Origin of the sequence: Pseudomonas sp. yb_5, from assembly GCF_043103865.1 — a bacterium.
GTDB lineage: Bacteria > Pseudomonadota > Gammaproteobacteria > Pseudomonadales > Pseudomonadaceae > Aquipseudomonas > Aquipseudomonas putida_Y.
This window is the reverse complement of sequence record NZ_JBICKE010000103.1, coordinates 48,150-65,184: the sequence shown is the minus strand read 5'-3', so window position 1 is coordinate 65,184 and position 17,035 is coordinate 48,150. Positions and strand designations below refer to the sequence as shown.

Genomic DNA, 17,035 nt, shown 5'->3' with positions numbered 1-17,035 from the left:
GGGCTTTGCTCCGCAAAGCCCGGAAACTGGGGTATCAGCTGGTGGCCGCTTAAGTGCTTAGAAAACAGTGGGTTGCATTTTGTTTGATGAGAGCGGGCGTGCCCGCGAAAGGGCCCTACAATCCAGCCACAATCTCCTTGCCTGGCTCCGGCCGCTTCAACATTCCACAAGCCAGCAACCCCACCTCGAACAGCACCCACATCGGCACTGCCAGCATCGTCTGTGAAAACACATCCGGCGGTGTCAGAATCATCCCCACCGCAAAGCACCCGACGACCACGTAGGGCCTGCTGCGCCGCAATGTGGCCACATCGGCCAACCCCGCCCAGACCACGATGAACGTCGCCACCGGGATCTCGAACGCCAGCCCGAACGCCAGAAACAGCGCCAGGATAAAGTCCAGGTACTGGCTGATATCGGTCATCATCGCCACGCCGTCCGGCGTCACGCTGGCAAAGAAGCCGAACATCATCGGGAACACCAGAAAGAACGCGAATGCCATGCCGGCATAGAACAGCACGATGCTCGATACCAGCAGCGGCAGGGCAATGCGCCGTTCACGGCGGTACAGCCCCGGCGCCAGAAAGCCCCAGGCCTGATGCAGCAGCAGCGGCATGGCCAGGAACAGTGCGCACATCGCGGTCAGCTTGAACGGTGTCAGAAAGGGCGAGGTGACACTGGTGGCGATCATGCTCGCGCCTTCCGGCAAAAAGCGCCTTAGCGGCTCGGATATGAGCGTGTACAACGTCTGGGCGAAGGGGAACAGGCCGGCAAACACCAATGCCACCAGCGCCAGGCAACGCACCAGGCGTTTGCGCAGGTCGCGCAGGTGTTCGGTCAGCGGCATGCTCGCCGCAGGGTCCATGGCAATACTCATGAAGCATTTTCCTTGGGCGGCGCGGCCGTGACCGCATCATTGGCCGGCGCCGCGTTCAGGCTGATGCCCTGGCGGATCTCCTGTTCCAGGCGCTGCAAAGGTGCCTTGTCGAGGTTGGGCATCTCGATTTCGCGCTCCACCTGCGTGCGCAAGGCGTGCATGGCCCGGCGCGCCTGGCCCAGGCCGCGCCCGAGGGTACGGGCTGCCACCGGTAGGCGCTCGGGGCCCAGCACCAACAGCGCGACGACGCCGATCAGCAGCAACTCGCTGAAGCCTACCTCGAACATCAGGCCTGGCGGTCCGCTTGAGGTTGCTGAGCAGCCTGGCCGTTCAGCGGGCACTGTTGCTGCACTTGCGCCTGGCCAGCGGCGTTGGCGTCATTGTCACCGCCCATGGACTTGCGAAAACCCTGGATCGCCTCGCCCACATCGCTACCCAGACCCTTCAGGCGTTTGGTACCAAACAGCAAGAACACGATCAGCAGTACGATCACCAGTTGCCAGATTCCAATGCCACCCATAGCGACCACTCCTGTAAGGTCATGAAAAGGAAGGGCAATCCTGCCTTGCCTAGATGACGTGCACATGACGAACAGGCATTGCCATCTAGCTGAAACACCCCGCGTGTTGACTGGCGTCTTTATTCCGCGAGCGAGGCACGCACGGATGGGTGGAAGGCAACAGCGGGGTGCGGCCCTGCTGATGGTGATGGTGGTGCTGGCAATGCTGGCGGCGGGCATGGCCTGGCTGGTGGAGGATGGCCGACGTCAGGTCGACGAAGTGCGCCTGCTACACCAGCGGGTGCAGGTGCGGGCCATGGAGCAGGCCGGCCTGGCCTATGCCGGGCAAGCCCTGCGTGACCCCGCCTGGCGGCTCAGCCCGCTGTTCTGGCAAGCCTTGCGTGGGCAGCCGCTGAAATACGATTTTGGCGCTGGTCAGGCTCAGTTGCAGGTACGCGACCAGCACACCTGCTTCAATGTAAACGCATTGCTCGGCGCCGACGGTGAACGCGCCGAGCGCCAGCTGCGTTACTTGCTGGGCAATGACATGGCGGCCGAGCGCCTGGTCGATGCCCTGGCCGACTGGCTCGATGCCGACAGTGATGCCCGCCTGCAGGGCGCCGAGAGCGCCCAGTACCTGCGCCAGCAACCGCCACGGCTGGCAGCCAACCAGCCGATGCTCGACACCAGCGAGCTGAACCTGTTGCTGGAGCCGGATGCCAACCGCCAAGCGCGTTACCCGATGCTGTGCGCCTTGCCTCAGGTCACCGGTTGGCGCCTGAACGCCAATGCACTGGGGTTGGAGCACCTTCCGTTGCTGGAAGCGCTCTACGAAGGACGCTATTCGCGCTCGCTGCTCAGCCGCATCATCAGCGGTCGGCCGGCTTCGGGGTACGTGGATGCCGCGGCGCTGCGCCAGGCGCTGGGGGCGGTGGATGACGAAACGTTCGAGCGGTTGAGCGAAGGGCTGCTGCTCAACAGCGGTCATTTTCTGTTGCAGATGTCGTTCGAGGAAGAGGGGCGGGTGCTGCGCAGCGAGTTCCAGGTGGAAGCGCTGGGGGTGGTGCAATGGCATGCCCGAGTACCCGCGCAGCAAGTGCGGGTGCGTAGCCGGGAGCCGATAGCCTGGTAACGTTCACGGGCGCCTTCGCGGCCAAGCCCGCCCCTACGCCGGTTTTGAAACCCGTGGGATCCCTGTAGGAGCGGGCTTGCCCGCGAAGAGGCCGGTACAGCCAGCAAAAGTTGGCTGACCGGCACAGGATCAAACGGTCCCGATCTCCCCACCATCAATACGCTGGATCACCACCGTCGAAGCCCGGGGCCGTACGGTAGCCCCAGCCGGCGTCGCATCGGTCGCCTTGTCGGTATACGGCCAGTTCCCCGGGTGTTGAATGTTGACGAACAGCGTCTTGTTGTCCGGGGTAAAGGTAATCCCCGTCACTTCGCAACCATTTGGCCCGACAAAGAAGCGCCGCAAGTCCACCTGGTTCTGTGCATTCACCGGCACCTGCTTGCCGCTGGCATCCACCAGGTCGGTAGGGATCACTGCCAGCAACTGGTCGTTGGTGTAGTCGGTCAAGGTGCTTTCGCCGTTGTCGGTCTCGAACCACAGCACGCCGCGGCTATCGAAGCTCATGCCGTCGGGGCTGGCGAACTGGTTCAGTTCGGTCAGGCCGGAGCGGTTGATGTCGGCAGTGCCGGCAGCGTTGGCGCCGAACACGAAGATGTCCCAGTTAAAGCTCAGCTGGTCGTCGCTGTCGTGCCAGCGAATGATGTGGCCGTGGCGGTTCGGGCCGCGCGGGTTCGCTGCATCGACCTTGTCCGGGGTGCGTGCACTGTTGTTGGTCAGGGTCAGGTACACATCGCCGTTCAGCGGGTTGACTGTCGTCCATTCAGGGCGGTCCATCGGCGTTGCACCCACGGCATCGCCAGCACCACGGGTGTTGAGGATGATGCCCGGCAGGTCACCATACAGCGCGCCCAGGGTGCTGCCACCTGTGGTGGCGGTGGCCACGTCCAGCAGCAGCCATACGCCGGTGCCGTCGGCATTGAAGCGGGCCACGTAGAGTTTGCCTTGGTCGAGGTACTTGGCGCCGGTGGCCAGGCGGTCGGCCGGGGTGGCGTCGGCGGGGTCCCACACGGCGGTGGACACCCACTTGTACAGGTACTCGTTGTTCGAGTCGTCACCCATGTACCACACCAGCGGCTTGCCGGCGACGGGCAGGCCGGGGGCGCAGCCCTCGTGGCGGAAGCGGCCCAGCGCGGTGCGTTTGGTGGCCAGGGTGCTGCTGTTGTACGGGTCGATTTCGACAATGTAGCCGTAGGTGCTGGCTTCATTGCGGTAGTCGTCGGTGGCGCTGGCGCCTTTGACGGTAACGTCGAAACGGGCGAATTCGTCGTCCACTTCGCTGGCGTCACCGGCAGCGCTTTCCCACTTGTACTGGCCGCTGGAGGTGCCCACGCCAATGCGGCGCTGGTCCTCGGGGCGGGTGCCCTTGTTGACGAAGATGCCCGGCCAGTTCTCTTCGCAGGTCAGGTAGGTGCCCCACGGGGTATAGCCGTTGCCGCAGTTGTTGTTGGTGCCACGGCAGTGGGTGCCAGCAGTGGAGTATTTGGTCTTGACGTGGTCGGTGCCACGCAGCGGGCCGGTGATTTCCATGCGTGAAGCAGTGGTGAAGCGTCGGTTCAGCGGGTCGTTGTCGACCACCTGCCAGCGGCCGTTGATTTTCTGCAGGCGTACTACGCCAGCACCGTGTGCGTTGATCTCCTTGCGCACTTCTTCAACCGGGCGCTTGCCGTTGACATCGGTCGTGGGGCCGGCCGGGTGCAGGGCGGCAGTGTCGATGTACTCGAAATTGATCGCCAGCAGGCCGTCTTCCGAGCTGCCGTTGATGGGGAAGAAGTGCATGCCGTCGTGGTGCATGCCCATGGCGTTGGCCTGGTCGGTCGAGGTGTTGCTGCCGTCGGACTTCCACGGGTTGCCATTGCTGTTCAGCGGCGTACCCCAAGGCGCCAGCACATAGGCGCTATAGCCGGCGGCGACCACACAGGCGTCGGTGCGCGAGCCTGGGATGGACTGGAAGCCCAGCGCCAGTTTCGGCACTTCCGGCTCGGTGACTGGCGGTTCGGTCACCGGTGGCTCGGTGACCGGATCATCATGATCGGAACCACCACCGTCGAAGCAGCCTGTCAGGCCGGTACCGGCGATCATGGCGATGGCGGCGCCCAGGCTGCCGCGCATCACGCTGCGGCGGCTCAGGTAGGCGTCCATGACGTTGGCCATCGGCAGGTTGCCGCTTTGGTTCCGGTCCAGGTTGTCGCCGGTATCTCGACTCATCAGGTTGTCCTTATGTTGGCTGAGTTGGAAGAAACCGCGACTGTAAGGCGCAAGTGTGATGATTCCTTGGCAGAAATGTTAACGAGCTTTTAAAACTTCCGGTTCTTGGATTGCTCTTCTAAAGATCGAATTGGAATTGCTGTCGGATTTCTGCCATCAAACTGTAATGCCAACGCCGCAACATCCGGGGCCCTGAATGGACGTGGATAAGGATGGCGATGCGATGGCGAGCAGTGTGCACAGGCGCGAAGTGATCGGCTGGATGGGTATCGGTGCCTTGGCACCGCTGCTCGGCGCCTGCACAGCCTTCCCAGGGCAGCAGGGTGGCAACGCCCAGCTCGACTTGCTGTACGTCGCCGATACCCTCGATGCCCGCCAGCCTGGCCAGGCGGTGGTACCGGCAACCCGGTTGGGGCCGGTCAGCCACTTGGGCCGTGCGCCATGGATGACCGGCAGCAGCGCCAGTATCGCCTACCCGCAACTGGCGCCGCTGCTCGATGCCCGCCAGGCAACGACAGCCCAGCTGGGCGGTTATGCGGTGCTCGCGGCGTTGCTGGAGCAACTGCGTGGCGAGGCCGGTGCGGGCAACAGCCTGACCCTGGAAAACGGCCAGGGCTGGAATGGCAGTGGCCTGGCCTACCTGACCCAAGGCGAAAGTGGCGTGCAAGGCAGCCAGCTGCTGGGCATCGAAGCGCGGGTCAGCAGCGACGAGCGTGTGCTGTGGCCACAACGCAGCACGGGCCTGTATCGCCAGGCCAGCGCCATTACCCTCGGCGCCGGGCTGGCTGACGCACAACGCCAGGCACTGGGTGTGCAAGCCCTGCACGTTTTCGAGCGCGGCGGTGCCCGTATTGCAGTGGTTGGCGTGACCGACCCGTACGCCCAGGATCAGAAAGCCTCACTCAAACAGTGGTACCAGTCTCTGCTGCCGGTATTCGAACAAGCCCGGCACGAGGCTGACCTTGTGGTGGCCATGGCCGATGCAGGCACGGGCCCCGGCCTGTGGCTGGCTGAACGGGTGCCGCAAATCGACGTGCTGTTGTGCGCCCGTGGTCAGGACCTGTGGCCCGCACCGGTCGAGGTCACTCAGGCCAGCGGTCGGCGCGTGCCGGTGCTGTTTGCCGGCTGCCGGGGCAGCGGTGCCTTCCGCCTGCGCTGCCAGCGTGTGGCCGGCCAGTGGCAGTTCGACGGGCGTTTTTTCCCGGCCTTTGAACAGCAACTGGCGCCTGCCGCGCAGCTGCGTGTCGCGCAATTGCAGGCGCAATTGCACCAGCAACGGGCCGGCCACGCGGCCTGGCTTGACCAGCCGCTGGCCCGCGCGCCCCAGGCCTTGTGGCGCCGCGATACCCGTGGCGGCAGCTGGGACTGCCTGCTGCATCAAGCCTTGGCCGACGATAGCAGCATGCCCGTGTTGCTGCCGGGCCTGCGTTATGACTACCCGCTGGCAGCAGGGGCGGCCATTACCCGCGAACATCTGATCAGCCTTACCGGTGGCTACCCCGCGCCAGTGGTCGAGGCACCGGCCAGGCAGGTCGAGCAAGTGCTGGAAAACGCCGCTGAGCAATTGTTCGGTGACCCGCTGCTGCTGGACAACAGCCAGGACCTGCCGCGCTGGCAGGGCCAGGCCTGGAGCGTCAGCTACAGCCCGCAAGGCAAGCGCATCACTGGGTTGGAGCCGGTGCAGGGCCTGTGCCGCACCTTTGGCTTGCAATTCGAAAGCCAGGCCGGCGAGCCTCTGTGGCAGCGGGTCGAGGCCTGGCTCGCCCGCCAGCCTGACGGTTGGCAACTGGCGCCGCTGCAATTGCCCGAAGTGCGTTACGTGCAGGGGCACCCAGGCTGGCATCCACGGCAGTTGGCCTCGTGATGCCCACCTCGCGTCTGCTCACCGGCGCTGGCCTGACCCTGGCCGGCTGGCTGTCTGCGCAGTGTGTGCTGCAGATGAGCCGGCAGCCACAACCGGCCATGGCGCCTGCGGCGGCCGGCAGCCTGCTGCCCGGGCTGATGGTCGGTCACTGGCAAGCGCCGCCCGACGACGGCGCCATTGCCATCACCCGTCTGCCGCTGCAATACCTCGGCGGGCTCAAGGCCCAGCCATTGGCCTCCAGTGTGGTGGTGCTGCGCTACGGCGAGCAAGTACGCACCCTGGCCCGCGGTCAGCGCCTGGCGCCTGGGATCGTGCTGCAGGACATCGACAGCGATGGCCTGATTTTCAACAACCAAGGGCGGCGTGAGCGCCTGCCCTGGCCGCCACGCCCTGCCGTGACCGGCTTCAAGCGGCAAGGATGAACGATGCCTGTTAGACACTGCATGGCGGCTGCGCTGAGCCTGGCCTTGTCCGTCGCTTATGCCCAAGAGCCGGTGTTCGATGACAACGGTACGCCGATGTACGAGGTGAATTTCGTCGATACTGAACTCGGCGAGTTCATCGACAGCGTGTCGCGCATCACCGGCACCACCTTCATCGTCGACCCCCGGGTCAAGGGCAAGGTCACCGTGCGCACTGTCGACCTGCACGACGCTGACGCCATCTACGACATCTTCCTGGCCCAACTGCGCGCCCAGGGCTATGCCACCGTCGACCTGCCCAATGGCAGCGTGAAGATCGTGCCCGACCAGGCCGCGCGCCTGGAGCCGGTGCCAGTCGAGGCGGGCGGGCAGCAGGGCGAGGGCAGCGACAGCGTGGCCACCCGCGTATTCAGCGTGCGCAACGCCGCCAGCGAACAGGTACTGGGTATTCTCAAGCCGCTGATCGACCCACGGGTTGGAGTTATTACACCGTACCCGGCGGCGCACCAGTTGGTGGTGACTGACTGGCGCAGCAACCTCGAACGCATCGCCAGCCTGCTGCGCCAGCTCGACCGCCCTCAAGAGGCACCGGGCAGCGGCAGCACCCAGGTGATCTACCTGCGTCATGCCAATGCCGGTGAAGTGGTCAAGGTGCTGCGAGGGCTCAGCCAGGAAGGTGCGGTGCCGGCTGAAGGCGCGGGTGAAGCAGAGAGCAAGGATCGGCCGGTGATGGCAGCTTCCGGTGGCCCGGGCATTCGCCTGGAATACGAAGAAGGTACCAATGCCGTGGTCATGGTTGGCCCCGACAGCGAGCTGGCGGCGTACCGGGCCATTGTCGAGCAACTGGACATTCGCCGTGCCCAGGTGGTGGTCGAGGCGATCATCGCCGAGGTGTCCGACAGCAGCGCCCAGGAGTTGGGCGTGCAGTGGCTGTTTGCCGACGAGAAGTTCGGTGCCGGTATCGTCAACTTCGGCAGTAACGGGGTGAATATCGCCAGCATTGCCGGCGCCGCCGCCAGTGGCGACAACGAGGCCCTGGGCGATTTGTTGTCCACCACCACCGGTGCCACGGCGGGCATCGGCCATTTCGGTGGTGGCTTCAACTTCGCCATGCTGGTCAACGCGCTGAAGGGCAAGAGCGGCTTCAACCTGCTGTCCACGCCCACCTTGCTGACCCTGGACAACGCCGAAGCGTCGATCCTGGTCGGCCAGGAAGTGCCCTTCGTCACCGGCTCCGTGACCCAGAACAACGCCAACCCGTACCAGACCATCGAGCGCAAGGAAGTCGGGGTGAAGCTGCGCATCAAGCCGCAGATCAATATCGACAACAGCGTGCGCCTGGACATCGTCCAGGAGGTGTCGTCGATTGCCGACACCAGCTCGGCCAGCGACGTGATCACCAACAAGCGCGAGATCAAGACCAAGGTCATGGTCGAGGACAACGGCCTGGTGATACTTGGCGGCCTGATCAGCGACGAATTGAGTACCAGCAACCAGCGTGTGCCACTGCTCGGCGACATTCCTTACCTTGGCCGGTTGTTCCGCTCCGATGCCACCCGCAACACCAAGCAGAACCTGATGGTGTTCATCCGCCCGCGTATCCTGCGCGACGGGCCGAGCCTGGCGGGCCTCAGTGAAGCCAAGTACCGCACCCTGCAGCAGACCACACCGCTGCAGTTGCCGGACCTTGCAGAGGGCACGCGGCTGTTGCAGGTCTTCCCCGCCAGCCGCGCACGCCTGGAAGGCGGTGACTGGTGATGCTGCCCTATCGCCAGGCACGGCAGAGCGGAGTGGCCATGGCCCCGGCGGAGCAGGGCTGGCAGCTATGGCTGCGGCCCGACGCCGACAATGCCCAGTTGCAGGAGTTGCTGCGTGTGCATGGCCAGCCAAGCCTGCTCGAATACCTGGAACCTGCGCTGTTCGACGAGCGCCTTGGCCAGCTGTACCAGGCCGGCGATGCCGCCACCGAAGCGCTGATCGAAGGCATCGGCGACCAGGTCGACCTGGATAGCCTGATGAGCGAGATGCCGCGCATCGAAGACCTGCTTGAAAGCGACGACGAAGCCCCGGTGATCCGCCTGATCAACGGCCTGTTCGGCCAGGCGCTGCGGCTGCGCGCCTCGGACATCCATATCGAGACCTTCGAGCAGAGCCTGGTGGTGCGTCTGCGGGTCGATGGCCATCTGCGTGAGGTGCTGCGTCCTCCACGTGCGTTGTCGGCCATGCTGGTATCACGGATCAAGGTCATGGCCCGCCTGGACATCGCTGAAAAGCGTCAGCCCCAGGACGGCCGCATCACCTTGCGTGCAGCAGGGCGCGAAGTGGACGTGCGGGTCTCGACCTTGCCCGGCATCCATGGCGAGCGGGTGGTGATGCGCGTGCTCGACAAGCAGGCCAGCCTGCTGGCGCTGGATAACCTGGGCATGCCGGCAGCGGTACTGCAGGGCCTGCGCGGTTGCCTGGCGCGTCCCAATGGCATTGTGCTGTCCACCGGGCCGACCGGTTCGGGCAAGACCACGACCCTGTACGCCAGCCTGAACAGCCTCAACGATGGCAGCCGCAACATCCTCACCGTCGAGGACCCGGTGGAGTACGCCATCGCCGGCATTGGCCAAACCGCCATCAACCCGCGTGCGGGGCTGACGTTTGCCAGTGGCTTGCGCGCCATCCTGCGTCAGGACCCTGACGTGATCATGCTCGGCGAAATCCGCGATCAGGAGACTGCACAGATCGCCGTGCAGGCCAGCCTCACCGGCCACCTGGTGCTGTCGACCTTGCACACCAACAGCGCGGTAGGCGCAGTGACCCGCCTGCGCGACATGGGCATCGAGCCCTTCCTGATCGCCTCTTGCCTGCGCGGCGTCCTGGCCCAGCGCCTGGTGCGGCGTTTGTGCAACTGTGCCGTGGCGCACCCGCTGCAGGCTGCCGAGCGCGAGCTGTGGCCCGAGCTGGCGGCGCTGGGCAGCACTTATCACGCGGTGGGTTGCGAGCAGTGCCAGGGCAGCGGTTATATCGGGCGACTGGGGCTGTACGAATTTATCGAACTGGACGCTGGGCTCATCGGCCTGTTGTACGACGGCGCCAGTGAGCTGGCCATGCAGGATTACCTGGCTGAACGGCGCCAAAGCCTGGTGGCGATGGCCAGCGATTGCCTGGCTCGCGGTGAGACCAGCCTGGCCGAAGTGCTGCGCGTGGTACAGGGCTAAGACATGCCGACCTATCGCTACCAGGCCGTTGACCTCGCCGGCAAATTGCACAAGGCCAGCCTGCAGGCTGACAGTGAACGCCACGCTCGCCAGCTGTTGCGCGAGCAGGGCCTGTTCGCCCGCCAGTTGCAGCGTCATGAAGCCGGCAGCCGACAACCCCGTCGCCAGCGCCTGAGCCGCGCCCAGCTGTGTGAGCTGACCCGTCAGCTGGCCACCTTGACCGGGGCCGGTATTCCCTTGGTCGATGCCCTTGCCACCCTTGAACGGCAACTGCGTCAGCCCGCCCTGCACAGTGTGCTGGTGGCCTTGCGCGGCTCGCTGGCCGAAGGCCTGGGCCTGGCGCGCAGCCTGGCCCGGCAGGGCGCACCGTTTACCGGCCTGTACTGCGCGCTGGTCGAGGCCGGCGAACGTTCCGGGCACCTGGCCCAGGTGCTGACCCGCTTGGCCGACCACCTGGAGCAGGTGCAACGCCAGCAACACAAGGCCCGTACCGCGCTGATCTACCCCGCTGTGCTGATGGGGGTATCGCTGGCAGTGGTGATTGGCCTGATGACGTTCGTCGTGCCCAAACTCACCGAGCAATTCGCCCACGCCGGGCAAAGCCTGCCGCTGATCACCTCGTTGCTGATCGGCCTGAGCCAGGGGCTGGTGCAAGCCGGGCCCTGGCTGTTAGGGGGGGCGCTGTTGCTCGGGGTGCTGGGCGGCTGGCTGCTGCGCAAACCGCACTGGTGCCTGCGTCGCGACCAACTGCTGCTGCGCCTGCCGCGTATTGGCCACCTGCTGCAGGTGCTGGAAAGCGCGCGCCTGGCGCGCAGCCTGGCGATTCTCAGTGGCAGTGGCGTGGCCCTGCTCGAAGCCTTGCAGGTGGCCACTGAAACCATTGGTAACCGGCGTATCCGCCTGGCCATGGAGCAGGTGCGCCAGCACGTGCAGGGCGGCACAAGCCTGCACCGTGCGCTGGATGCCAGCCAGCAATTCCCGCCGCTGCTGGTGAACATGGTCGGCAGCGGCGAGGCCAGTGGCACCCTGGCGGACATGCTCGAGCGTGTGGCCGACGACCAGGAGCGCGGCTTTGCCCGCCAGGTCGATACCGCCATGGCGCTGTTCGAACCCCTGATGATCCTGGTGATGGGCGCCGTGGTGCTGTTCATCGTGCTGGCGGTGCTGCTGCCGATCATGCAACTCAACCAGGGCCTGCAATTGTGACGACAAGGAGTATTGCCATGCAGCATCGACGTAACCGCCAACGCGGCTTCACCCTCATGGAAATCATGGTGGTGATCTTCATCATCGGCCTGCTGATTGCCGTGGTGGCGCCCAGCGTGCTGGGCAACCAGGACAAGGCCATGAAGCAGAAGGTGATGGCCGACCTGGCCACCCTGGAGCAGGCGCTGGACATGTATCGTCTGGACAATTTGCGCTTCCCCAGCAACGAACAGGGCCTGGTCGCGCTGGTGAAAAAGCCGGCTCAGGAGCCGCTGCCTCGGGCCTGGCGCAGTGATGGCTACGTGCGTCGCCTGCCGGAAGACCCATGGGGCACCCCGTACCAGTACCGCATGCCCGGCGAACATGGCCGGGTCGATGTGTACTCGCTGGGCGCCGATGGCATGCCGGGTGGCGAAGGCCAGGATGCCGACCTGGGTAACTGGGCGCTGTAACCGGTGCGCGGTCAGCATGGGTTCAGTCTGATCGAGCTGCTGGTGGTGTTGGCCATCGCTGGGCTGATGACCGGGCTGGCGGTGGCTGGCCTCGGCAACGGCCAGGCCCGTGTCGAGCAGGCCCTGCAACGGCTGGCGGCCGAGGTCCGCGGCCAGGCCGCGCTGGCCCGGCATGCCGGGCAACTGCGCGGGCTGCGTTGGAATGGCCAGCGCCCGGAGTTCGTCCGCCGCCAAGGCAATGACTGGATCGTTGAAAAGGTCGCGCTCGGCGACTGGCCCAAGGGCCTTCACCCGGACTGGCCCCCGAGCCCGCAGCCGCGCCTGCTGTTCACGCCGCATGGCTGGGCACAGTCGGGCAGTGTGCGTTGGCGTTGGGCTGATGGCGGCCAGCAATGGGCTTGGCGCCGCAATGGTCACTTGCGGGTGGCGGTGGCGCCATGAAGCAGCGTCAGCGTGGTTTCACCTTGCTGGAAGTGACCGTGGCCCTGGCGATTGCCGCCGTGCTGGCAGTCATCACCAGCCAGGTACTGCGCCAGCGGCTGGCCGTTCAGGACAACCTGCAACAGCACCGCCTTGGCCTGTTGTGCGCGCGTGAGCTGCAAGCCCGCTTTGCTGTCGAGCAGTACTGGCCTGCCGAAAACCAGGTGGCCGGCAAGCTTGGCCAAGGTGGCCAACTGTGTCACTGGCAATTGCAACTGCGCCGCACCGGCGTGCGTGACCTGCGCCGTGGCGAACTGCAATTGTTCGCCGACCACGATCAGCGTCTGCCACTGGGCCAGTACACCGTGTTTCTGGAGCGCCCATGAAACGCCATCAGGCAGGTCTGACCCTGATCGAACTGATGGTCGCCCTGGCCCTGACCGCCATACTCGGCATCATGCTCGCCGCGCTGGTCAACGGCTGGCTGAAGGTGCGCGAACGCCTGCAGCACACCAATCAGCAAACCTCGGTGCTGGACTTTTGTCTGGCACTGGAGCGGCGCTTTGACAGCCCGGTGCTGCGCCGTGTCTACGACCAGCGTTTGCCGCTGGCCAGCCGATGGCTGGACTGGCAACCCGCCAGCAACCAGTTGCTGTGGGTCGCCAGCACCGGCCTGCCGGCGGCCGAAGGTGGCTCGCGCCTGCAACGCCAGCGACTGCGCTTCGAGGTCCGTGAGCAGCGCCTGCTGCTGGAAAGCTCGGCCGATTTGTACGCCGCCGTCGCCCCGCGCTGGGTAGAGCGCGAACGACTCGACCAGGTCAGCGCCATGAACGTTCTGTACTACCAGGGCGGCCGCTGGCTGGCCTGGCCTTCTGACCAACCGGTACACCCAGGCCGTGGTGTGCGTCTGGAACTGCTGCGTGATGGAGCCCCCTATGTCTGCACCTTCGCCCTCCCATGGGGGCGCTCATGAAACTTGAATGGCGGCGGCGTACGCCGGCGCAGGCGTGGCTATTGCTGCGCCCGGGTGTTGTCTGGCACTGGGCGCTGGTCCATGAGGGTATTTTGCAAAGCCAGGGGCAGGGTGAGCCACCGGCAAACCCGCAGGCCCATGTTGCGCTGGTTCTGCCTGCCGAGGCCTGCAGCCATTTTCGCGTGCCGGCCCCGCCCGGGCTCAAGCGCGAAGAATGGCCTTTGTTGCTTGAGGATCGCTTGCTGCAGGCCCCGCATGAGGTGGCCTGTGCCTGCCTGGCCCGTGAACCCGGGCACCTTCGCCTGCTGGTAGTGGCGCGCCAGCAGTTGGATGAATGGCGTGGCCAATGTGCCGCCTGGGGCTTGCAGGTAGTGCGCTGCTGGGCGGAGCTACAGTTGCTGCCATCGCCCGAGCCAGGATGCGCCTGGCAATGGCAGCGTACCCCCGGCATGTCCTGTTACAAAGGGCTGGCCGAAGACGGACAGGAACACTGGCTGGCCTGGCCTGATGCCTTGGGGGGAGTGCGGCAGCCACCGTGGGCAGGGCTGCACAAGACGTCGCTGAGCGGCAATTGGCCAGCCGTATTTACGCCGCTCGACACATTACCCGGTCTGTTCGAACGCATCCGCAAGGTGCGCTCGTTGCCGGCGGCGTCCCGACAGCAGCAGCGGCTGCTGGCAGCTTGCCTGGTGCTGGCCACCGTTTGGGGTGGCCTGTGGTTGAGCCAGCAATGGCGCCAGGCGCAACTCTGGCGCAGTCAGGTCTTTACCGTGACCGGCGAGCAGGCCAGCCCTCGACACGCGGCACAAGTCCTCAAGCGCCTGCGCGAGAGCGTACTGCAGCAGCAACTGCGTACACGCCAGCTAGACGACCTGCAGGCTCGCTTGCAGGCCTGGCTGCGTGACAATCCCGGCTTGCGCCTGCAAGCGGTGCGCTTCGATGGCCAGCGTTGGCACCTACACCTGCAGGGCGAGGGCAGTGCGCCGCCATGGCGTGATATGGCGGCTGCCGCTGGCGCCACAGTGCAGGTTCAAGATGGCCAAGTGATCTTCGACCTGGGAGCAGCCTCATGAACCGCGACTGGCTACAGCGTCATCGCTTCACGTTCGCCTGGGGACTGATCGCGCTGCTGCTGGCCTTCCTGGCCCTGCGCGAAGGCATTGCGCAATGGCGCGTGCTTGGCCAGTGGCGTGTGCTGGCCGAACAGGCGGCCAGCCTGCAAGGCGGGCCCGGTTTGAACCTGGAGCGGCTACGTCAGTCGGCCCAGGCCCGTGGGGTCGAACTGATCGAAGTCGATACGCAAGGCAAGGCCTGGCAACTGCGGGGGCAGGTGGCCGATGAGCGCATGCTGCAAGGCTGGGTGCAGAGCCTGCGTGCAGAAGGCGCATTGCCGTTGCAATGGGGGCTGGAGCAACAGGGCAAGGCTTTGCGATTCGACCTGGTGGTGCAGCCATGAGCCGCAGTGCAGCAATGGCCTGGGTGCTATTGGTATTCGTGCTCACGCTGTTTATCGAGCTTCCGGCCAATTGGGTGGTGCGTGCGTTCGGCCTGCCGGTACGTGATGTCGGCGGAAGCCTTTGGCAAGGGCAGGCACAACAATGGGGGCCGGTCGGGCCTTTGCGCTGGACGCTGCAGCCCTGGCGCTTGCAGGTGAATGCGCAAGTGGGGTTCCAGGGCCAGGCCTGGCAGTTGCGCGCAGAAGGCTGGCCTTGGCAGTGGCGGCTGGAGGCATCAGCCAAGGGGGCTTTGGCGACGGTCTCGACGGATTACCGCCTGGCCGGCCAGTGGCAGGGGGGGGTGAGGATGCAGGGGGCAGGGCGCCAATGCCAGGCCAGTGAAGGCCGCGTGATCGTAACCGACCTGGCTCTGAGCGACCCTTGGTCCCTTGGCCTTGGGCACGGTTGGCTGGAAATGGATTGCCGCAGTGGCTGGCACCTGCGCGGGCAGTTGGCGCAGCCAGGGCAACATCAACTGGCCGTGGATGCCGACCTGCCAGGGCGCCGGGCGCAGGTGGTGTTCCAGTTGCAGCCTGAAGCGCAGTTGACGCCATTGTTGCGTGGGGCTCAATGGCTCGGGCCGCAGGCCCTGGCGGGGCAGCGAGACCTTCGTTGGTGAGCAACTACGTGGCGTGGCGCCCTGTAGATACGCTGTGGGCGGTCGAGCTTTTCTGAGGTGGTCGGGGCTGAACCGCTTGGTCTTATCAAATGGTTCAAACCGCGAAGCAGGCGGCGCTTTGCGTGGCACCGGCTGCGCCGGTGTTCGCGGGTGAACCCGCTCCTACAACGGCCTGTGCCCAACCGCCGATATGTGCCCACCCACCGATTTGTGTCCATCCCCGATCAGTGTAGGAGCGGGCTTGCCCGCGAAGACGGCAGATCAGGCAATCACGATCACTCGTCGTCCGCAGTCCCGTTGGCCCGCCAGTAGGCCGCAGCCTTTAGCGCATCTTCCGGCACCCCTTTCTCCAGCAATAGCGCCTTGGCCTGGCGAGTCAGGGCTTTTTCCAGCGCCACCCAGGCATACAGCCGGCCTTGCGGCAAGCTCAGGTTCCGCACCAGTGCCAACAAGTCTTCCTCCTGGCGACGTACCCAGATCACTTCCACCTGGGCCTTGCTTGGCAGCGGCTGGCGCTCGTGCTCGTCTTCGATCTGGATCACTGCCAGCACCTGGCGGCCCGCCGGCAACTCCTCCAGCCGACGGCCAATGGCCGGGATAGCAGTTTCATCACCGATCAGCAGGTAGCTGTCGAAAATATCCGGCACCACCAGCGAGGCCCTTGGCCCTGCGATGTCCAGGGTTTGCCCGGGCGCGGCTTGCGCGGCCCAGGTAGAGGCAGGGCCGTCGCCGTGCAGCACGAAGTCGATGTCCAGCTCATTTGTCACCAGGTCGATGCGCCGCGGTGTGTACTCGCGCATGGTGGGCCGCGCGCCACCGTCCTTACCCATATTACGGGCCTCGATGGCCTGTTGTTGCTCCGGCGTTTCGGCAAACAGCAGCTTGATATGGTCGTCGCTGCCCATGCTGGTAAAGCCTTGCAGCTCGGCCCCCCCCAAGGTGATCCGGCGCATGCGCGGGGTCAGCTCGGTGACCCGCAGCACCTGCAGACGGCGCTGGCGGATCTCGTGGTTTACGCGGTGAATGGTGTCACTCATGGGGCGTCTCCCTGAAAGGTTCGGTTGGCCCGGAGGCGATGCCCGTGGCGGCATGGTTGAGCAGGTCACGGACCCGTTCGATTTCTTCCGCGGTCCAGCGGCCGCTGTGCATGTGTAGTGCATGACGCAGGTTACCGACCGCTTCATGAATCTCTGGCGGGCGGTCGTGGCCGCGCAGGGCGCGTTTGCTGACCTCGATGCGCATGCGCACGCCATCCAGGGCTACCGCCTGATCCGCCAAGGCGCTGCGGCCGGCATCGGTGATGGCATACAGGCGTTTGCTGCCCTGCACCTGGCCGCTGATCAGTTCGGCTTCTTCAAGAAAGTTCAGCGTGGGGTAGATCACCCCGGGGCTTGGGCTGTAGCTGCCTTCGAACAAGTTCTCGATCTGGCGGATCAGGTCGTAACCGTGGCCGGGTTGCTCGGCCAGCAAGTCCAGCATCAGCAGCTTGAGGTCACCAGGGGCGAAGACACGCGGGCCGCGCTCGCCACGGCCGGGGCGCCGCTCGAAGGGATCATGAGGGGTATGTTCGCGCATAAGGAAAGGGCTCCGTCGTTTGCGATATATCGTAAGATATTACTCAAGATATATCTAAAGACAAGCCATTTAATGCTGATGATTATCAT

Annotated in this window: 19 protein-coding genes; 13 read left to right on the top strand and 6 right to left on the bottom strand. The window is 65.2% G+C overall.

Annotated elements, in window-relative coordinates; genetic code table 11:
* Window positions 1–115: 115 nt before the first annotated feature.
* The 3 genes from tatC to tatA are packed head-to-tail and all read right to left on the bottom strand — an operon-like array spanning window position 116 to window position 1,397.
* A complete protein-coding gene (tatC, locus tag ACF8GF_RS18760) occupies window positions 116–877 on the bottom strand; it encodes a twin-arginine translocase subunit TatC (protein WP_176683684.1) in 762 nt (253 codons plus the stop codon).
* Window positions 874–1,164 carry a Sec-independent protein translocase protein TatB gene (tatB, locus tag ACF8GF_RS18755; RefSeq protein ID WP_392488550.1) on the bottom strand — a complete coding sequence of 97 codons (291 nt, stop codon included), beginning with the start codon at window positions 1,162–1,164 and terminating at the stop codon, window positions 874–876. The genes tatC and tatB overlap by 4 nt, the downstream gene beginning before the upstream one ends.
* Window positions 1,164–1,397, bottom strand: coding sequence for a twin-arginine translocase TatA/TatE family subunit (gene tatA / locus ACF8GF_RS18750; RefSeq protein WP_176683682.1), 234 nt, complete (start codon window positions 1,395–1,397; stop codon window positions 1,164–1,166). Before tatA ends, tatB begins: the two co-directional genes overlap by 1 nt.
* A 145-nt stretch (window positions 1,398–1,542) precedes the next feature.
* On the opposite strand from tatA, the gene gspK reads away from it, so the two are divergent.
* Entirely contained in the window at window positions 1,543–2,508 is a 966-nt protein-coding gene (gene gspK / locus ACF8GF_RS18745) for a type II secretion system minor pseudopilin GspK (protein ID WP_392488549.1), read from the top strand.
* 129 nt (window positions 2,509–2,637) lie between these two features.
* Here gspK and ACF8GF_RS18740 read toward each other — a convergent pair whose 3' ends face one another.
* Entirely contained in the window at window positions 2,638–4,713 is a 2,076-nt protein-coding gene (locus ACF8GF_RS18740; RefSeq protein ID WP_252459553.1) for a PhoX family phosphatase, read from the bottom strand.
* Window positions 4,714–4,936: 223 nt separating this feature from the next.
* Here ACF8GF_RS18740 and ACF8GF_RS18735 point away from each other — a divergent pair, with 223 nt between their 5' ends.
* From ACF8GF_RS18735 to ACF8GF_RS18680, 12 genes are read left to right on the top strand one after another with little or no spacing between them, the layout of a single operon-like run.
* Window positions 4,937–6,577 (top strand): lipoprotein UxpA, encoded by a 1,641-nt coding sequence (locus tag ACF8GF_RS18735; protein WP_392488551.1) that lies wholly within the window; start codon window positions 4,937–4,939, stop codon window positions 6,575–6,577.
* Window positions 6,577–6,999, top strand: coding sequence for a pilus assembly protein PilZ (locus tag ACF8GF_RS18730; protein ID WP_392488548.1), 423 nt, complete (start codon window positions 6,577–6,579; stop codon window positions 6,997–6,999). Before ACF8GF_RS18735 ends, ACF8GF_RS18730 begins: the two co-directional genes overlap by 1 nt.
* 21 nt (window positions 7,000–7,020) lie before the next feature.
* A complete protein-coding gene (gene gspD / locus ACF8GF_RS18725; RefSeq protein WP_339443818.1) occupies window positions 7,021–8,757 on the top strand; it encodes a type II secretion system secretin GspD in 1,737 nt (578 codons plus the stop codon).
* Window positions 8,757–10,205 carry a GspE/PulE family protein gene (locus tag ACF8GF_RS18720; RefSeq protein ID WP_176683824.1) on the top strand — a complete coding sequence of 483 codons (1,449 nt, stop codon included), beginning with the start codon at window positions 8,757–8,759 and terminating at the stop codon, window positions 10,203–10,205. The genes gspD and ACF8GF_RS18720 overlap by 1 nt, the downstream gene beginning before the upstream one ends.
* Window positions 10,206–10,208: 3 nt before the next feature.
* Window positions 10,209–11,411, top strand: coding sequence for a type II secretion system inner membrane protein GspF (gene gspF, locus ACF8GF_RS18715; protein WP_392488547.1), 1,203 nt, complete (start codon window positions 10,209–10,211; stop codon window positions 11,409–11,411).
* A gap of 17 nt (window positions 11,412–11,428) precedes the next feature.
* On the top strand, window positions 11,429–11,863 hold the full coding sequence (gene gspG, locus ACF8GF_RS18710) for a type II secretion system major pseudopilin GspG (RefSeq protein WP_176683677.1): 435 nt from the start codon (window positions 11,429–11,431) through the stop codon (window positions 11,861–11,863).
* Between the two features lie 3 nt (window positions 11,864–11,866).
* Window positions 11,867–12,304, top strand: a complete 438-nt coding sequence (gene gspH, locus ACF8GF_RS18705) for a type II secretion system minor pseudopilin GspH (RefSeq protein ID WP_209967748.1) — start codon at window positions 11,867–11,869, stop codon at window positions 12,302–12,304.
* The gene (locus tag ACF8GF_RS18700) at window positions 12,301–12,669 is read left to right on the top strand and encodes a type II secretion system protein GspI (protein WP_209967746.1); all 369 of its coding nucleotides are present in this window, start codon (window positions 12,301–12,303) and stop codon (window positions 12,667–12,669) included. The genes gspH and ACF8GF_RS18700 overlap by 4 nt, the downstream gene beginning before the upstream one ends.
* The gene (locus ACF8GF_RS18695; RefSeq protein WP_176683674.1) at window positions 12,666–13,256 is read left to right on the top strand and encodes a type II secretion system protein J; all 591 of its coding nucleotides are present in this window, start codon (window positions 12,666–12,668) and stop codon (window positions 13,254–13,256) included. Before ACF8GF_RS18700 ends, ACF8GF_RS18695 begins: the two co-directional genes overlap by 4 nt.
* The gene (locus ACF8GF_RS18690) at window positions 13,253–14,329 is read left to right on the top strand and encodes a type II secretion system protein GspL (RefSeq protein ID WP_392488546.1); all 1,077 of its coding nucleotides are present in this window, start codon (window positions 13,253–13,255) and stop codon (window positions 14,327–14,329) included. The genes ACF8GF_RS18695 and ACF8GF_RS18690 overlap by 4 nt, the downstream gene beginning before the upstream one ends.
* Window positions 14,326–14,712: a type II secretion system protein GspM gene (gene gspM / locus ACF8GF_RS18685; RefSeq protein WP_392460668.1), complete on the top strand. Its 387-nt coding sequence runs from the start codon at window positions 14,326–14,328 to the stop codon at window positions 14,710–14,712. The genes ACF8GF_RS18690 and gspM overlap by 4 nt, the downstream gene beginning before the upstream one ends.
* Window positions 14,709–15,371 (top strand): general secretion pathway protein GspN, encoded by a 663-nt coding sequence (locus tag ACF8GF_RS18680; protein ID WP_176683671.1) that lies wholly within the window; start codon window positions 14,709–14,711, stop codon window positions 15,369–15,371. Before gspM ends, ACF8GF_RS18680 begins: the two co-directional genes overlap by 4 nt.
* A 275-nt stretch (window positions 15,372–15,646) precedes the next feature.
* On the opposite strand, the gene ACF8GF_RS18675 is transcribed toward ACF8GF_RS18680, so the two are convergent.
* Complete coding sequence (locus tag ACF8GF_RS18675) at window positions 15,647–16,408, bottom strand: siderophore-interacting protein (RefSeq protein ID WP_176683670.1); 762 nt, start codon at window positions 16,406–16,408, stop codon at window positions 15,647–15,649.
* Window positions 16,401–16,946, bottom strand: coding sequence for a PadR family transcriptional regulator (locus tag ACF8GF_RS18670; RefSeq protein ID WP_392488545.1), 546 nt, complete (start codon window positions 16,944–16,946; stop codon window positions 16,401–16,403). Before ACF8GF_RS18670 ends, ACF8GF_RS18675 begins: the two co-directional genes overlap by 8 nt.
* Between the last annotated feature and the right edge of the window lie 89 nt (window positions 16,947–17,035).

Excerpts from the sequence above, each read along its gene's own strand:
- tatC (WP_176683684.1), bottom strand. The coding sequence starts at position 877 with ATGAGTATTGCCATGGACCCTGCGGCGAGCATGCCGCTGACCGAACAC.
- tatB (WP_392488550.1), bottom strand. The coding sequence starts at position 1,164 with ATGTTCGAGGTAGGCTTCAGCGAGTTGCTGCTGATCGGCGTCGTCGCG.
- tatA (WP_176683682.1), bottom strand. The coding sequence starts at position 1,397 with ATGGGTGGCATTGGAATCTGGCAACTGGTGATCGTACTGCTGATCGTG.
- gspK (WP_392488549.1), top strand. The coding sequence starts at position 1,543 with ATGGGTGGAAGGCAACAGCGGGGTGCGGCCCTGCTGATGGTGATGGTG.
- ACF8GF_RS18740 (WP_252459553.1), bottom strand. The coding sequence starts at position 4,713 with ATGAGTCGAGATACCGGCGACAACCTGGACCGGAACCAAAGCGGCAAC.
- ACF8GF_RS18735 (WP_392488551.1), top strand. The coding sequence starts at position 4,937 with ATGGCGAGCAGTGTGCACAGGCGCGAAGTGATCGGCTGGATGGGTATC.
- ACF8GF_RS18730 (WP_392488548.1), top strand. The coding sequence starts at position 6,577 with ATGCCCACCTCGCGTCTGCTCACCGGCGCTGGCCTGACCCTGGCCGGC.
- gspD (WP_339443818.1), top strand. The coding sequence starts at position 7,021 with ATGGCGGCTGCGCTGAGCCTGGCCTTGTCCGTCGCTTATGCCCAAGAG.
- ACF8GF_RS18720 (WP_176683824.1), top strand. The coding sequence starts at position 8,757 with ATGCTGCCCTATCGCCAGGCACGGCAGAGCGGAGTGGCCATGGCCCCG.
- gspF (WP_392488547.1), top strand. The coding sequence starts at position 10,209 with ATGCCGACCTATCGCTACCAGGCCGTTGACCTCGCCGGCAAATTGCAC.
- gspG (WP_176683677.1), top strand. The coding sequence starts at position 11,429 with ATGCAGCATCGACGTAACCGCCAACGCGGCTTCACCCTCATGGAAATC.
- ACF8GF_RS18700 (WP_209967746.1), top strand. The coding sequence starts at position 12,301 with ATGAAGCAGCGTCAGCGTGGTTTCACCTTGCTGGAAGTGACCGTGGCC.
- ACF8GF_RS18695 (WP_176683674.1), top strand. The coding sequence starts at position 12,666 with ATGAAACGCCATCAGGCAGGTCTGACCCTGATCGAACTGATGGTCGCC.
- ACF8GF_RS18690 (WP_392488546.1), top strand. The coding sequence starts at position 13,253 with ATGAAACTTGAATGGCGGCGGCGTACGCCGGCGCAGGCGTGGCTATTG.
- gspM (WP_392460668.1), top strand. The coding sequence starts at position 14,326 with ATGAACCGCGACTGGCTACAGCGTCATCGCTTCACGTTCGCCTGGGGA.
- ACF8GF_RS18680 (WP_176683671.1), top strand. The coding sequence starts at position 14,709 with ATGAGCCGCAGTGCAGCAATGGCCTGGGTGCTATTGGTATTCGTGCTC.
- ACF8GF_RS18675 (WP_176683670.1), bottom strand. The coding sequence starts at position 16,408 with ATGAGTGACACCATTCACCGCGTAAACCACGAGATCCGCCAGCGCCGT.
- ACF8GF_RS18670 (WP_392488545.1), bottom strand. The coding sequence starts at position 16,946 with ATGCGCGAACATACCCCTCATGATCCCTTCGAGCGGCGCCCCGGCCGT.